Origin of the sequence: Bradyrhizobium lablabi (assembly GCF_001440475.1) — a bacterium.
In the GTDB taxonomy this organism is placed as follows: Bacteria; Pseudomonadota; Alphaproteobacteria; order Rhizobiales; family Xanthobacteraceae; genus Bradyrhizobium; species Bradyrhizobium lablabi.
Window position 1 is genome coordinate 108,410 of sequence record NZ_LLYB01000066.1, and the last position, 16,071, is coordinate 124,480.

Annotated in this window: 12 protein-coding genes and 1 pseudogene; 5 read left to right on the top strand and 8 right to left on the bottom strand. The window is 63.6% G+C overall.

From position 1 onward, the window contains the following. Positions 1–24: 24 nt before the first annotated feature. Together CQ14_RS16490 and CQ14_RS16495 are read right to left on the bottom strand one after the other, a co-directional pair. Positions 25–870, bottom strand: a complete 846-nt coding sequence (locus CQ14_RS16490; RefSeq protein WP_082649902.1) for an N-acyl homoserine lactonase family protein — start codon at positions 868–870, stop codon at positions 25–27. A gap of 68 nt (positions 871–938) precedes the next feature. Beyond that, positions 939–1,817: a DMT family transporter gene (locus CQ14_RS16495; RefSeq protein ID WP_057858909.1), complete on the bottom strand. Its 879-nt coding sequence runs from the start codon at positions 1,815–1,817 to the stop codon at positions 939–941. A 269-nt stretch (positions 1,818–2,086) separates the two neighbouring features. On the opposite strand from CQ14_RS16495, the gene CQ14_RS16500 reads away from it, so the two are divergent. From CQ14_RS16500 to CQ14_RS16510, 3 genes and pseudogenes are all read left to right on the top strand, one after another. After that, positions 2,087–2,818 (top strand): sulfite exporter TauE/SafE family protein, encoded by a 732-nt coding sequence (locus CQ14_RS16500; RefSeq protein ID WP_057858910.1) that lies wholly within the window; start codon positions 2,087–2,089, stop codon positions 2,816–2,818. A gap of 385 nt (positions 2,819–3,203) precedes the next feature. Further along, a pseudogene (locus CQ14_RS16505) lies at positions 3,204–4,035 on the top strand (DUF1259 domain-containing protein); the annotation flags it as partial. A gap of 283 nt (positions 4,036–4,318) precedes the next feature. Continuing rightward, positions 4,319–4,567 (top strand): hypothetical protein, encoded by a 249-nt coding sequence (locus tag CQ14_RS16510; RefSeq protein ID WP_057858912.1) that lies wholly within the window; start codon positions 4,319–4,321, stop codon positions 4,565–4,567. Between the two features lie 64 nt (positions 4,568–4,631). Here the strand turns inward: CQ14_RS16510 and CQ14_RS16515 are convergent, their stop codons facing one another. Both CQ14_RS16515 and CQ14_RS16520 read right to left on the bottom strand, forming a co-directional pair. Continuing rightward, positions 4,632–5,861 carry an MFS transporter gene (locus CQ14_RS16515; protein ID WP_057858913.1) on the bottom strand — a complete coding sequence of 410 codons (1,230 nt, stop codon included), beginning with the start codon at positions 5,859–5,861 and terminating at the stop codon, positions 4,632–4,634. A 10-nt stretch (positions 5,862–5,871) separates the two neighbouring features. Beyond that, complete coding sequence (locus CQ14_RS16520) at positions 5,872–6,444, bottom strand: hypothetical protein (protein ID WP_057858914.1); 573 nt, start codon at positions 6,442–6,444, stop codon at positions 5,872–5,874. 452 nt (positions 6,445–6,896) lie between these two features. Here CQ14_RS16520 and CQ14_RS16525 point away from each other — a divergent pair, with 452 nt between their 5' ends. Beyond that, positions 6,897–7,715, top strand: a complete 819-nt coding sequence (locus CQ14_RS16525) for a chromate resistance protein ChrB domain-containing protein (RefSeq protein ID WP_057858915.1) — start codon at positions 6,897–6,899, stop codon at positions 7,713–7,715. A gap of 11 nt (positions 7,716–7,726) precedes the next feature. Next, positions 7,727–9,115, top strand: coding sequence for a chromate efflux transporter (gene chrA, locus CQ14_RS16530; RefSeq protein WP_156435053.1), 1,389 nt, complete (start codon positions 7,727–7,729; stop codon positions 9,113–9,115). A gap of 117 nt (positions 9,116–9,232) precedes the next feature. Here the strand turns inward: chrA and CQ14_RS16535 are convergent, their stop codons facing one another. The 4 genes from CQ14_RS16535 to CQ14_RS16550 form a co-directional block, all read right to left on the bottom strand. Continuing rightward, positions 9,233–10,180: a cation diffusion facilitator family transporter gene (locus CQ14_RS16535; RefSeq protein WP_156435055.1), complete on the bottom strand. Its 948-nt coding sequence runs from the start codon at positions 10,178–10,180 to the stop codon at positions 9,233–9,235. Between the two features lie 55 nt (positions 10,181–10,235). After that, the gene (locus CQ14_RS16540; RefSeq protein ID WP_156435057.1) at positions 10,236–12,236 is read right to left on the bottom strand and encodes a PQQ-binding-like beta-propeller repeat protein; all 2,001 of its coding nucleotides are present in this window, start codon (positions 12,234–12,236) and stop codon (positions 10,236–10,238) included. Positions 12,237–12,483: 247 nt separating this feature from the next. Further along, on the bottom strand, positions 12,484–14,739 hold the full coding sequence (gene parC / locus CQ14_RS16545) for a DNA topoisomerase IV subunit A (RefSeq protein ID WP_057858919.1): 2,256 nt from the start codon (positions 14,737–14,739) through the stop codon (positions 12,484–12,486). 252 nt (positions 14,740–14,991) lie between these two features. Further along, positions 14,992–16,062, bottom strand: a complete 1,071-nt coding sequence (locus tag CQ14_RS16550) for an acyltransferase family protein (RefSeq protein ID WP_057858920.1) — start codon at positions 16,060–16,062, stop codon at positions 14,992–14,994. Positions 16,063–16,071 lie beyond the last annotated feature (9 nt).

Sequence of the window (16,071 nt, forward strand, 5' to 3'; positions counted from 1 at the left end):
ATACGACGCAGTCGATCAACCAGTTCAATCATAGAACGCGGGCGACATCTTCAGACCGTCGCGTTGCGCCTTGTCATGGTTGATCCACAATTGCCCCTTCTCCTTCGTCAGCGTGTCCGCGATCTTCTGCATCGAGGCCAGCGTCTGGTCCTTGCTGGCATTCATGCTGGGCACGCCGCGATTGTCCCAGTTGGCTTTGAAATGAACGGCATCGCCGGACAGAACGACGGCGCCGGTCTTGGGCAGTTTCACCAGCAGTGATTGATGGCCGGGCGTGTGCCCCGGCGTCGAAAGAATGATGACGCTGCCATCGCCGAACACGTCACGGTCTCCCTCCAGCTTGGTTACGGGGTGCTCCGGCTTGAACCGCGGCTGGTTGTTGGCGCCGGGCCACTCATATTCGGCCTTCTGGACATACAGCATGGTGGCGGGGAACATCTCGACGTTCCCGACATGATCGGGATGCGTATGGGAGATCGCCATCCCCTTGAGATCGGCGGGCTTCACGCCAAGCTCATCGAGTTGGGCCGCCAGCGTCTTGGGCCGGCGCCAGAGAACCGCCTTGGGATCGGCTGGCGCAAGGCCGCCTGGCATTGCCGCCACTGCATCCGTCACGCCGGTGTCCCAGAGAAACCAGCCCTGCGCATGTTTGATCAAATAGCAATTGTCGACAAAGTCCATCGACTTGCCTTCGTTGATGCCGGGCGACCAGCGTGAGATGTCGCCCGCGACGCCCTCACCGCAATTGAGAATATAAAGCTTCTCGACGCCCGGCTGCCCGGTTTGCGCATGGCCGACGCTGACCGAATGCGCGACTGACAACAACACTGTGGCAAGGCCGATTGCTCGTTTCACATTCACCTCCACCATCGACAGTTCCGCCTCTTGGGTTTGGCGGATCAAATCCTAGCTCACGCCTCCTCCAAAATCATCGTGGCTTACGGATTTTTGATCTCCGACGTCGCGATCCATATCCCCGCAAACACCGCGATCAGCCCGATGACGAGGTTTGGCGTGATCGGCTCGCCGACGAGCTGGGTGGCGAGCAGCCCGGCTGCGATTGGATTGACGGTCATGGTGTTGGCGACCCGCGTCGGCGAGGCCCGCTCCAGCGCCAATACCCAGAGGATGAACGCCAGCGCGCCACCGGCGACGCCGAGATAGATGCCCGCGATCCATTGCGGCGTGCCGAACCCGTTCAAGGCCGCGATGCTGCCGGTGAACAAGCCGACCAGGATCAGCGCCGCAGCGCCCGTCCCCATGCCGACCGTGAGGAAGCCCAGCGCGCTGGAGCGACGGATGAACGGGCGGGACCACACATTGTAGAACGCCATGCACAGCACCGCGCCCGTCATGATCAGCTCGCCGCGCCACGCCCCCGCCGGCGCCGCCGCAAGCCCCGAGGCGAGCGCTGCGACGACGCCGAGCACCGCGACGCAAACGCCGATCGTTTTCCGCTTCGTCAGCGGCTCGATGCCGAGCAGCGCTCCCACCACCATGGTCTGCAGCGGCAGCGTCGCCAACGCGAGCGAAGCGCGCGCCGCGGTCGTGAACGTCATCGCGATGTTATAGAAAACGAAGAACACGCCGAAGAAAGCAAAGCCGAGCGCGGCGACTGCAGGCCAGTCTGCCCGCTGCGGCCATTTGGCCCCAAGCAGCAACGTCGCCGGCAACACGCAGAGGAAACCGATGCCCCAGCGCAGAATGGCGAGCGTGATCGGATCGGCATTGCCGGCGAGATAACGCGTGATCGCGGCCGCACTGCCGCCAAGACAACTCGAGACCAACGCGATGGCAACGCCTACCCATTCACCCAATGCCGCCCCCTGTCGCCCGCCTCCATTGCGCGATCATATGGTGCTGCAATTCGCACGCGCGAGTGTCTCGACGGCTCGGGTGAAATTTTTCTGTCTTGCACCTCGCGGCGGACGCGCTCATGGCAGCAACTGTCAGCAGCATCCGGTGATCCCTCGCGCCTTGCGCGCGAGGCCGTGTCGGGCTTAGCCTGCAAGCGGGGGAAATCGCAGCCTCCCCGTGAAATGGTGATCCCATTCAAGCGCTGCTCGCTTTTCTGTGGAGCGGGCACATGGATGGAACAACACTCGAACTAGCGCTGTTTCTTCTCGCCACCTTTGCCGGCGCGCTGGTCGCCGGTCTCTCCGGCTTCGCCTTCGGCCTCATCGCATCTGCGATCTGGCTTTACATTCTCACGCCACTGCAAACGGCCACGCTGATCATCGCGTTTGGTCTGATCGTGCAGGGCTATTCAGTCTGGAAGCTGCGCGGCGCACTGGACTGGCGAAAGCTCTGGTCGTTCATGGCCGGCGCCGCGTTCGGCGTCCCCGTCGGCGTCAGTGTCCTGACCTGGGCGAACCCCGCCCATGTGCGCATGGGCGTCGGCGCCTTCCTCGTGCTCTACAGCCTCTATGCGCTGCTGCGGCCAGCGATTGCGCCGGTGAAGGCGGGCGGCGCATTGGCCGATGCTGGCATCGGATTCCTCAACGGCGTGCTCGGCGGCATCACCGGGCTTGCCGGAATCCTGGTGACGATCTGGTGCAGCCTGCGCGGCTGGCCAAAGGATGTGCAGCGAACCGTGTTTCAGCCGGTGGCGGTTGCGATCTTTCTGATGAGCGCATTGTGGATCGGCGCGAAGGGCGCGATCACGCCAGATACGATCAAGCTGTTCCTGATCGGACTGCCGGTATTATTCGCCGGCACCTGGGCCGGGCTCAAGCTGTACGGCCGGCTGGATGAGGCTTCGTTCCGGAGAGTGGTGCTGGTGCTGCTGCTGGTCTCGGGAGCGGTGCTCATCACCTGACGGTAGCGCCGGAACCGGGGAACGCCCGATCGCGTCCGGTCAATTGAGTGTGAGCGTTGCTGATGCCGGCGCGTGACCGCGTTGACACTCTGCGTCAGTGTGGCTGAATACGGCCATTGGGGGCTTTGCGATCCCCCCACGAGGCGACATGTCCAGGTGACTCGCCCAAGTATCGCGTCCCGGTTTCCCGGAGGCGCATACGCATGCCCGGAATACTCTCTCATCCGGATCCCGACACTCGGCCGCGCTGCATCACGCAATGCGGAATAATACCTGCCGTCCAGCCGAAACTTTGGGGCGCGCCAAGCAAGAAGGAGAACACCATGAAACNNACCCTCTCACATTACTCGCTCTCGGCGGCGCACTGCTGCTGTCGCATGCCGCNTCGCGCTGAAGCTATCGACTGGAAGAAGGTGGATGCCGCCCTCGGCAAGACCGCCACGGTAAGCGGTGAAGTGCACCGTTACGGGCTGCCGCGATCCGATCTGCGCGTGACGCTCGACGGCATCGCGATCAAGCCAGCATTGGCACTCGGAGGCTGGGTCGCCTTCGCTCCCATGCAGGGAGAGGCGATGCTGATGGGCGACCTCGTGCTGCTCGATACCGAGATTACCCCCGTCATGACGCGGCTGCTGGACAGCGGGCTGGACATCACCGCCGTCCACAATCACGTTCTCCGCGCCTCTCCCGCGACCTTCTACATGCATGTCGCCGGGCACGGCGACCCCGAGAAAATGGCGGCCGCGATACGCACAGCACTTTCATCGGCAAGCGGGACGCCGTTCGATCCGCCGGCTACTACCGCTACCGCCGCGCCCGCGGTTGATCTCGATACCGCAAAGCTCGACGAGGCGATCGGCGCCAAGGGCACGGCGAATGGTGGTGTCTATCAGTACGGCATTCCGAGGCGTGATCCGGCCAAGGAAGGCGGAATGCAGGTCAACACGCCACTCGGCGGCGCGAATGCCATCAACTTTCAGCCGACCGGTGGCGGCAAGGCCGCCATAACAGGCGACTTCCTCGTGACCGGCAACGAGGTCAATCCCCTGATCCGGGCGCTGCGTGCCGGCGATATCGAGGTCACCGCGATCCATAGCCACATGCTCGCAGAAGAGCCGCGGATGTTCTTCGTTCATTTCTGGGCCAACGACGACGCCCTCAAGCTGGCGCGCAACGTTCGCGCTGCGCTCGACAAGACGGCCGTCGCGCAGCATTGATCGCAATACGTCAAGCCGCCTTCCGCGGCTTGACGTAGCGCTGTGAAAACAAGGGCAGGCGCCGCAGCCAGCCGCCGGGCGTCGGACAATCAGAAAACAATTCAGGGTTGTATCCGACCAGATCCGAGAACTATCGCCTCAATCCATTCCAAAATTTCAATCAATTGCACCTAACCGGCATAGCATGCTGTCAAGAAGTTTTTGTCATGAGGACAATGACCGGAACTCGTTTCGGTTGTTTCTGAGCTCGGCATGGTGGAGCTCCCAGGCTGTGGAATCGACAATGCAAGAAGCGACCCGCCTACAAGAATTGGAAGCCGAGTGCCGGCAGCGCGCACTGAGCGAACCGGACAAGAAATGGTACTGGCTGGCGCAGGCTGCCAAGTACCAGGTACAGGCTAGCCAGAAGATCGCCTTCCACGCCGAAGAGGCTACCACCACCGACTCTCCGGAAGTCAAACTGGCGCAATGGTCGCATGGCCGTGACGAGCGCCGGCTGGCAGGCCCCTACGCCGTGAAGGGCGAGCGATAGCGCGGCTCTTTGTTTGACGCGTTTTCTTGACGCGAACCGGTATCCACCTCGCTTGGAAACGCCTCTAACGCCCCTGCTCTTCCGGCGGCTTGATGTGTCGGAACGAGAACAGGAGCGCCAAGTCGTACGCGATCTTCAGCGTACCGCAGATCACCAGCGGCAGCCCGGTAAACGATGTCATCAGCAGCGCGCCCGCGATTGCCGGGCTGATTGCGGACGCGAGGCTGCGCGGCACGGCGGTGATGCTGGCGGCCGCCGGCCGCTCGGCCGGCGTGACCACGGCCATGACATAGGAGGTGCGCGTCGGCACGTCCATCTGCGACAGCGCCGAGCGCAACAGCAACAAGCCGAGCGCCACGTAGAGGTTCGGCGCAAACGCCGCCAGGATCAGGAAGATGCTGGAGGGAATATGCGTGAACACCATGGTGTTGACGAGGCCGATGCGCTTGGCGATCCAGGCGGCCACCGGATAGGAGAAGGCGCTCAGCACGCCCGACCAGAAGAAAAACAATCCGGCCGCGGATAGTGACAGGTCGAAACGCTCGAACAGCCATAGCACCAGCAGGGACTGCGCGACGAAGCCGCCGGCAAAGGCATCGATGCCAAACAGCGCCGCGAGCTTGTAGACCGTGCCGCGCGAGGGCCCAAGCGGTGCTTGCGGGGCCTTCGCCTCGCCGCGTTGGTGCGGCACATGGCGATAGAGCGTCGCGCAGGCGATGCCGAGCGCGGCATAGGCATAGAACATCAGGCGGAATGCGGTGAGTTGCGGGCTGCCTCCGGCGACAAGGAAATCGGGCAGCGAGGCCGCAAGCGACCCTGCCGCGGTGCAGAGCGCGCCGATCAGGCTGTAGCGCGCGAACACCTGCGTGCGGCGCTCGTCGCTCGCGCTGTGCGCCAGCACCGCATGCTCCAGCGGCACCAGCACGCCGAGATCCCCGCCGGAAGGGTTGATGGTGCCGATGAAGGCGACCAGCGCGATCAGCACAAAATGCTCGACGGCGGGAAAGGCGATTCCGGTCGCCACCATCAGGCTGGCGCCCACGATCAATAGCGGTCGCAGATCGTGGCGCGGCGCAATCCAGCCCGTGATCAGCGTCAGCAGCGCCGTTCCGAGCAGCGATGCGGTCGCGACGATGCCGACCGCGACGGCGTCGTAACCGAGCGCGGTCATGTAGGCCGGCAGGATGATGATGGCAAAGCCGTCGCCGAAGCCGCGCAGGCCGCGCGCGATATAGAGCAGCCTGATCAGCGCGGAGCCGGTCGACGCCTTCGGTTCAATCGCGATATCAGTCATTCCGGCGTCCCTACGGCAAGGTAGTGATCGTGACCTGGTCGAAGCGCGTCACGCTGTCAGCCTTGGTCCATAGCGCAACACCGCCTGTCTCCCTGAACGTATCGTCCTTGACCTCGAACAGCACCGCTCCGTCATAGCTTACAGTGAACCGGTTGCCCTCGGCCCGCAGCGCGAGATTGTGCCATTCATTGGAAGTGACGCGAATGTTTGACGTGCCGAGCTGCTGCCGCCGGCCGGCGACGACACGATAGAAGCGGACATTATGCTCGAGCGCGTTGGCGCGGGCGACGTAGTAATTGTCGGGGTCTGCAAGCCGCACGACAACGCCGCCGGCCTGGTCGATCCTGCCTGCAACTGGCTTGAAGCGGACCTGCATGATGAGATCCTTCGCCGAGAAGCTCTCATGGATGGCGAGCGGAAAGCGGTAGTCGGTGCGGTCGACGCTCCGCTGCTCGATGGCGCGGCCTCCCCTGGCCGTCGGATCGGCGACGACAATCCATTCGCCCTCCGCGCCGCTGCCGGTCCGCGCAAACGAGAAGCCGGCCGGCGGGGAATCTGTGGTCATGCGGTCGATGGCAATCATGACGGCTTCTCCTGCCGCGGACGCCGGGAGGCCGGCGCATGCCAGGGCGGCCGCGGCGATCGCCGCGCGCAGTATTGACCTGATGGGACAAAAAAATATCGGCCCTGAACCATCCATGCGCGCTTCTCCCGACACGTCGGGTTTGCGCAGAGCTTGGACGATGGGCCGTCTGACGGGGAGCCTGCTTTGTCCCCGGTGGGGTAAAGCTACGACTGAAATCGGCAGGACGCAAGGCGTGATCGCGTAGGATGGGTGGAGCGAAACGATACCCATCATTTCGTGCATTGGCGCCAAATCGATGGGTTTCGCTTCGCTCTACCCATCCTACGGGGCTGTCCTGTTGACAGCCGAGGCGGTGCGCGCTTAATTTCCGCGCATGGGGATATTGCGATCTCCCCACGAGGCGACATGCCCAAGTATCGCGTCCCGTTTTCCTTGACGAGGGCGCAGCCATGTCATCCTACACCACGATATCTCCAGACAAGCTTGCACGATTGATCGGAACGGCAAATGCGCCGGCGCTGATCGACGTTCGTACCGACGAGGATTTCGCCGCCGACCAGCGGCTGATTCCGGGCGCCATCAGGCGCAGTCATCAGGACGCCGGCGAATGGAGCGGCAAATTTTCCGGCAACTCAGCCATTGTCGTCTGCATGCGCGGGGCAAAACTCGCGCAGGGCACCGCGGCCTGGCTGCGGCACGCCAATGTCGCCGCGGAGACGCTTGAAGGCGGCTTCGAAGGCTGGAAGGAAGCAAAGCTCCCGCTGGTGAATGCATCGAAACTGCCGCCCCGCGACGCGCAGGGCCGGACCGTCTGGGTGACGCGCGCGCGGCCAAAGGTCGATCGCATCGCCTGCCCCTGGCTGATCCGCCGCTTCGTCGATCCAAATGCCGTGTTCCTGTACGTGGCGCCTTCCGAGGTCGTCGCCGTCGGCGAGCGCTTCAACGCAGCGCCTTTCGACATTGAAAATGTGTTCTGGAGCCACCGCGGCGAGCTCTGTACGTTCGATGTGATGATCGAGGAATTTGGCCTCGCGACGCCGCCCTTGCTGCGGCTGGCAGCGATGGTGCGCGGTGCCGACACCGGACGGCTCGATCTGTCGCCGGAAGCGCCCGGACTGCTCGCCGCTTCCCTTGGCCTGTCGCGGATGTTCGACGACGATCTCGAGCAGCTCGAAGCCGGCATGACGCTGTACGACGCGTTCTACCGCTGGTGCCGCGACGCAACCGGCGAGACGCACAACTGGCCGACCAACAAGGCCAAGCCGTGATGGATGCCACAATGGAAAAGACGATCGATGCCGGCGCAAGCCGGCATCTCGATCACGGCATCAGCTTCGGTGAAGCCTTTCGCGTCTGGCTGCGGGTCGCCGTGCTCAGCTTCGGCGGCCCGGCCGGGCAGATTGCGGTGATGCACCGCATCCTGGTGGAGGAGAAGAACTGGATCTCCGAGAGCCGGTTTCTGCATGCGCTGAACTATTGCATGCTGCTACCGGGGCCGGAGGCGCAGCAGCTCGCCACCTATATCGGCTGGCTGTTGCACCGGACCGCCGGTGGCATCATGGCGGGCGGGTTGTTCATCCTGCCCGGCATCATCGCCATCATGGCGTTGAGCTATGTCTATGCGGCCTATGGCAATGTCGGCTTCATCGAGGCGCTGTTCTTCGGGCTGAAGGCCGCGGTGCTCGCCATCGTCGTCCATGCCGTGGTGCGCGTCGGCAAGCGCGCTCTACGCAATCGCGTGATGATCGCGCTCGCGGCGATCGCCTTTGTCGCGATCTTCTTTTTCAACGTCCCCTTCCCGATCATCATCATCGCCGCCGGCGTAATCGGCTATCTCGGCGCGCGCTTGGGCCGGCCGGAGTTTGCCGCCATCGAGCATGGCGGCGGCGGCAAGAAGGCGGCGGTCGACAGTCTCCTCGGTGAAGAATTGCCGGAGCATGTCCGCCCGAGCGTGGCGCGGGCGCTGAGGGTGAGTTCGGTATGGCTGTTGCTATGGGTCATTCCCGTGGCGGCCCTGCTGATCGGACTTGGACAGGCCAACGTGTTCAGCCAGATCGCGCTGTTCTTTTCCAAGATGGCGATGGTGACGTTCGGTGGCGCCTATGCGGTGCTGGCCTATGTCGCCCAGCAGGCGGTCGAGCATTATCACTGGCTGCAGCCGCGCGAGATGCTGGACGGTCTCGGCATGGCCGAGACCACGCCGGGACCGCTGATCATGGTGCTGCAGTTCGTGGGCTTCATGGCCGCCTATCGCGACCCCGGCGCGCTGTCGCCGATGTGGGCTGCCACCCTTGGCGGATTGTTGGCGACCTGGGTCACCTTCATCCCCTGCTTCCTCTGGATCTTCCTCGGCGCGCCCTACATCGAGACCTTGCGCGGCAACAAGGGGCTGGCGGGGGCGCTTTCCGCCATCACCGCGGCGGTCGTCGGCGTGATCCTGAACCTCTCGATCTGGTTCGGGTTGCACACGCTGTTCCGGCAGACCACGCCGGTCCGCTCGTTCGGGCTGTCGTTCGACATGCCGGTGTGGGGGAGTCTCGACATCGCCGCCTTCGTGCTGGCGGCGGCCGCGGCGACGGCGATCTTCCGGCTCAACATCGGGATGTTGTGGGTGCTGGCGGGGTCGTGCGCGGCGGGCGTGGCGCTCAGGTTTGCAGGAGTGGTGTGAGCGAAGCGAAAGATTCGTAGGGTGGGCAAAGGCGCGTAGCGACGTGCCCACCATCGATCGGCGTATTCACCGCGAATGGTGGGCACGCTGCGCTTTGCCCACCCTATGGCTACGGAATCACACCCGCTCGGCCGGCGCCAGCCGGCACGCCTCGGCGGCGGTCTCGATCTGCAGCGTGGGATGATGAATGTTGAACCGGTGCGATAGTTCCTCGCACACGCGGTGCAGGAAGGCGTCGTCGGTGCCGCCCGGGCGCACCAGATGGGCCGTCAGCGCGGTCTCGTTGGTGCTCATCGCCCAGACGTGGAGGTCATGCACCTCCGAGACGCCTTCGAGGCCGGCGAGATAGTCGCGCACCTCGACGAGCTTGATGCCGCGCGGCACGCCGTCAAGCGCGAGGTTTACGCTGTCGCGCGCCAGTCCCCAGCCGCTCCAGAACACCACGGCCGCAATGACGAGGCTGATCGCGGGATCGAGCCAGAGCCATCCCGTCAGCATGATGATGCCGGCGGCAACCACCACGCCGAGCGAGACGCCGGCGTCCCCGACCATGTGGAGATAGGCGCCGCGGATATTGAGATCCCCATGGCGGCCGCGCATGAACAGCAGCGCGGTGAAACCGTTGATGGCGACGCCGAGTGCTGCGACCAGGATGACGGTCATTCCCGCGACCGGCGCAGGGCTGTAGAACCGATTGACCGCCTCGACGACGATGCCGCCGACCGCAACCAGCAGCAGCCCGGCATTGAACAGCGCCGCCAGAATGGAGGCGCGCCGATAGCCGTAAGTATGCCGCTGTGTCGGCTGCTTTTGCGAAAGCCAGGCCGCGCCCCACGCCAGCAGGAGAGCGATCACGTCGGAGAGATTGTGAACGGCGTCGGAAATCAGCGCCAGCGAGTTCGCGGCGTAGCCGAAGATCAGTTCGGCGACGACGAAGGCCGTGTTGAGCGTGGCGCCGATCGCGAAGGCCGCACCGAAATTGTCCGGCGCATGGCTATGGCCGGCGTGACCATGGGAGTGATCATGAGCGTGGGAATGACCGTGATGAGCGTGATCGTGCGCCATTTCGCCTCGACTGGTTCGATGGCGACTTATATAGCGCGCGGATGATCGAATACTATTACAGCGAAACCGCGATCAACTCTTCCACCAGCGGGCCGCCGCCGACCGGAAACACGATGAACTGCTTGCCGCCGGCCATGTAGGTCATCGGCGCGCCGACGGCGTTTGCCGGCAGGCCGATCTCGGCGAGCATCTCGCCGCTGTTCTTGTCATAGACCCACAGATGCGGATCGAAATTATTGAGATCGGCGATCCGGCGCGTGCCGCCCGGCGGCAGGCGCGGCGCGCCGAAATAGCCGGACTGTACGACGATCATCACCGTCTTGGTGATCAGCGCCCAGCTCCGTGTAGGAAACCCCAGCCGCTCGCGAATGCCGAGCTGGCGGATCGGAGGGATCAGCTCGCCGCGTCCAACGGGAATGCGCCAGCGGTGCTCGCCGCTGTTCATATCGATCGCGAGGATGCTGCCGAATGGCGGCTTCAGCAGCGGCACGCCGCGCGGTCCGGGCAGATAGCGGAACTCGCCGATGAAATCGTAAGGCGACTCTCCCGGCGTCGGCCTGCGAACGGTGACGACGAACGGCAGGCGATAGCTCCCGACATAGAGCATGCCGGTTTCCGGATCGATCGCCGCACCGGCCCAGTTGCCGCCGCCGGCGACGCCGGGCACCTGGATGGTGCCCCGCTCCGACGGCGGGGTGAACAGCGGACCGTGATCGTACTTCGCCACGATGTCCTTTGCCTCGTTGCGGAACTCCGGCGTGAAATCGACGAGGTCTTCCTCGCGCACGCCCTGAATATCGATCGGGGCTGGCCGCGTCGGAAATGGCTGCGTCTTCGATGCACTTTCGCCTGGGACGCTCGACGCCGGCACCGGCTGTTCCTCGATCGGCCACACGGGCTTGCCGCTGACGCGATCGAAGACGTAGACGAACGCCTGCTTGGTGACCTGTGCCACCGCCTTGATCGGCTTTCCGTCGACCGTGACGTCGATCAGGGTTGGCGCCGCCGGGGTGTCGTAATCCCACAATCCATGGTGCACGAGCTGGTAGTGCCAGACCTTCCTGCCGGTGGCCGCTTCGATACACACCAGGCTGTCGCCATAAAGACCGTCGCCGGGACGGTGGCCGCCATAGTAGTCATTGGTCGGCGTGCTCACCGGGAGATAGACATAGCCGAGATCCTCGTCCGCGCTCATCGGCGCCCATACGTTGGCGTTACCGGCCTGCCGCCACGAATCCCGTTGCCAGGTCTCGACGCCGGGCTCCTCCCCCTGCGGCACTGTGTGGAAGGTCCAGAGCAGCCGGCCGGTCACGACGTCGAAGCCGCGCACATCGCCGGGCGGCGACGGGCTTTTCCGCCACCAGTCCATTACGGACGAACCCACCACGATGACGCCACGCACGATCACGGGCGGCGTACTCATGGTGTAGTAATCGCGGTCGACGGGGCGGCGCAGCCCCTCCGCGAGGTCGACCCGGCCATCATTGCCGAAACCCGGCACCGGCTTCCCGGTCTTCACATCCAGCGCGATCATCTGCGCGAATGCCGTGAGCATGATGATGCGCTCGTCATCGCCGTTGCGCCAATAGGCGACGCCGCGATGCAACCAGCCGTCATTGGCGGGAATGCCGAGCCCGTTTTCGTAGACCTTGGGATCGAACACCCATTTGGTTTCGCCGGTGGCGGCATCGATGGCGGCGACCTGTGACAGCGAAGTCGAGGTGTAAAGCACCCCGCCGATCATCAGCGGCGTCGATTCATTGGCGCGGGTCGGACCGATTTTCGGATTGGCCTCCTTGATCGCCATGTCAGGCGACTTCCACCGCCAGGCAACGCGGAGGTTCTTGGCGTTTTCCCGGTCGATCTGCGTCAGCGGCGAATAGCGCGAAGCCGCATAGCTGCCGGCATAAGCGGGCCATTCGCCTTGGGACAACGCCTTGGTGGATTCAGGCAACCCGCCGGGGATGGATTGGGCGTGAAGCGTGGCAGGCGTTGCGAAAAAGGTGAGCGCAAGGCCGACCACCGTAATAAGCCGTAGCGATCCTGCTTTGCGCAATGCCGCCTCCTGCCTTTAGGCAAGCATCGGCGAGAATTGGGACGCAGTCAAAGGAGATCAGTCGAAATTGCGGGCGGATTACGAAACCTTAATCTCGCCTGCAGCACTGCTCCACGCCCCGCAACAAACTTGTTCGGCTTCGGCATAACCGTAGGGTGGGCAAAGCGACGCGTGCCCACCATTCGCGACGAACTTTTCCGATAGATGGTGGGGCACGGCGCTGGCGCGCCTTTGCCCACCCTACATTCTACTCCACGCCACGCAGGAATTTGTTCGACTTCGGAAGGCCGTGTGCGAGGCGGCCGGCGTCGGCACGGGTGCCGCGCCAGTCGGCCAATTCCTTGGCGCTCATGCTTTGCTCGCGGCCGGCGGAATCCTTCCAGGTCAGGCCGGCCTTGAATTCGAACACGGCGACGTCGGAGAGTTTCGCGCTGGAATATTTCTGCAACCGCACGCCGCGGCCGCGGGCCATTTCCGGGACCTGGTCGAGCGGGAACAGCACCATCTTGTGGTTGGTGCCGATCGCGGCAACCGTGTCGCCTTGCACGGTCGCAATCGCGCAGGCCTCGTTCGGCATGGTGACGTTCAGCACCTGCTTGCCCTTGCGGGTATTACTGACGCAGTCCTCTTCCTTGACCACAAAGCCCTGGCCTTCGCTGCTCGCGATCAGGAACTTGCGCTCGCCCTTGTTGACGAACAGCGACACGATCGCCGCGTCCTGCTCCAGGTCGATGAACATGCGGATCGGCTCACCATGGCCGCGGCCGCCCGGCAGCTTGGCGACGTCGAGCGAGTAGAACTTGCCGTTGGTCGCGAACAGCAGCAGTTTTGACGTCGTTTCCGCGAAGAACGCGTGGTCGAGCTTGTCGTCGGTCTTGAAGGCAAGGCCCGAGATATCCTCGACATGGCCCTTCAGCGTACGGACCCAGCCCTTTTCGGAGATCACCACCGTGCATGGCTCGCGCTCGACAAAGGCTTCCTCGATCGCGGCAAGGTCATGCTCGGGCGCGTCGGCAAACTGGGTGCGGCGCTTGCCGAGCGGCGTCTTCGGTCCAAAGATGTCGCGTACTTTCCGGACCTGCTCGCCAACCTTGGACCATTGCTCGGCTTCGGAGCCGAGCAGCGACTTGATGCCCTTCAACTCGTTGCGGAGATTCTTGTCCTCGGTACGGATTTCGAATTCCTCGAGCTTGCGCAAGCTTCGCAGGCGCATGTTGAGGATGGCGTCGGCCTGGATTTCCGTCAGCTTGAACGCCTTGATCAGCGCCGGCTTCGGCTCGTCCTCGGTGCGGATGATCTTGATCACCTTGTCGATGTTCAGATAGGCGATCAAATAACCGCCGAGAATTTCCAGCCGGTTCTCGATCTGGGTCTTGCGGTAGTTGGAGCGGCGGACCAGCACGTCGCGCAGATGGTCGAGCCATTCGCGCAAACATTCCGCAAGCCCCACCACCTTGGGGATCTTGCCCTTGATCAGCACGTTGAGGTTCAGCGAGATCTTGCTCTCGAGCTCGGTGAGCCGGAACAGCGATTCCATCATCAGTGCGGGATCGACCGCGCGGGATTTCGGCTCGATGATCAGGCGGACGTCCTCGGCGGATTCGTCCCGGACGTCGCCGACCAGCGGCAGCTTCTTCTCGTTGAGCAGCTCGGCAATCTTTTCGACCAGCCGCGACTTCTGCACCAGCCACGGAATTTCAGTAATGACCACGACCCAGGTGCCGCGCGCCCCCTCTTCCTGGACCCATTTGGCGCGGGTGCGGAACGAGCCGCGCCCGGTGGTATAGGCCTCGGTGATGGCCTCCTTGGAATCGACGACGATGCCGCCGGTCGGGAAGTCCGGGCCCTTGACCCACTTCAACAGCGACTTCGACTTGGCGTCGGGCTTCTCGATCAGATGCAGCGCGGCGTCGCAGAGTTCGGCGGCGTTATGCGGCGGGATCGAAGTGGCCATGCCGACCGCGATGCCCTGCGCGCCGTTGGCGAGCAGGTTCGGAAAGCCGCCGGGCAGGACCACCGGCTCCTTGCTCTGTCCGTCGTAATTCGGACGGAACTCGACGCCGTCCTCGTCGATACCCTCCAGCAAGAGCCGCGCGACCTCGGTCATGCGCGCTTCGGTGTAGCGGTATGCGGCCGGATTATCGCCGTCGATATTGCCAAAGTTGCCCTGGCCGTCGACCAGCGGGTAGCGCGAGGAGAAATCCTGCGCCAGACGCACCATGGCGTCGTAGATCGCCTGGTCGCCATGGGGATGGAACGAGCCCATCACGTCGCCGACGATTTTGGCGGACTTCTTGAATGCCGTGCCCGGATCGAGCCGGAGCAGCCGCATACCGAAGAGGATGCGCCGATGCACCGGCTTCAGCCCGTCGCGGGCGTCCGGCAGAGCGCGGTGCATGATGGTCGAAAGTGCGTAGGCGAGATAGCGCTCTTCCAGCGCGTCGCGCAGCATCACCTCGTGGATTTCGGCCGGCTCTTCCGGCGGCAGCTGTCGTTTTCCCATGGGGAGGGGTTAAACTCTGCTGGCAAATCCGGCAAGCCATATGCCGAATGGAATTTTCCGGCGTCCCCCCTGCGAACGCAGGAGCCCATAACCACAGGCGTTTATTGGAAAAACGACTGATAGCGCGGGGCGAACGACTGCCGCGGCGTATGGGTCCCCGCATTCGCGGGGACGACGGAGAAAGAGCAAGTCAGGCCGGGGAACTGATTCGCGCTCGGTCCGGCATCAGGCATTATGGCCCCGCTGGCCCCCTCAGTTCACATGTTGATCACCGGGGAGTGCTCCGAGCGGCAGGACGCCGCGGGATGCCGGCACCGACCGCAGCCGGTTCATGGCGGGCAGTTCCACGAACCTCCAGGACAGCCAGGCCAGCGGCGTAATGAAGACAACTGACAGAACAAAGGCAGCGATAACGATGACGGTCACCGGCACGGAATCGAACTGGGCGATCGAATAGACCATCAGCCGGTTTGCGCCCCACAGCGCAAGCGGATGCAGCAAATAGAAGCTGTAGGAAATCCTGCCATAGAGCCTGACCACCGCGAGGTCGAGCGGCGCGAAGGTCGTCGCTTCGGCGCGCCAGGCAATCAACATCACCAGGGTCGCGGCCGACAGGCATTGCACCAGCAAGGTCCAGGTCCCTGAAGGCTTGAAGAACGCGCAAGCGCAAAAGACGGCGACGGAGGCGACCGCGCACAGTGCAACTGCGGCCGGCGTCAGCTTTGCGGCAACGTCCCTGCCCTTGAAGTGCACGAGGATGCCGACCGGAAAAGCGAAGATCGGCGCAAGGTTGGTGTCATCGCCGATCGACTTGGCGAATTGACCGACAAAGGCAAGGGCGAACAGCGCCACGGCAACGGCGATCACCGTCCCCATCCCATATCTCCGAAACAGCCAGGCGCACAGGATGATCAGCGGGGTGGCCGCCACTTCCGCCTTCATCGACCACATGACCAGATCGATATCGACGCGCAACATCAGCATGTTGGCGAGGACGTTGAGCGGTGCAAACGAAGCCTTCGGATACACGCTGAAGCCGAAGCAATAATGGACCGCGGCAAATGTCGCGACCGTCGCGATCGCCGCGGGGTAAAGCCGGAAAACGCGCGCGATCACGAAACGGACGATGTCAAAATTTCTGTCCAGCGAACGGGCCAGCACGAACCCGCTGATGACGAAAAATGCAACAACCGCCCCGTAGCCGTTGCTCAACGCCTGGACGGCAAACAGGCCCGCTTTGTCCAGAACGCTGCGGCCCGGCAACTCAACGAAGGACGACGAGACGTGCATAAGCGCGACGGTCAACGCGGCGATGCCGCGCATGGACTCGAT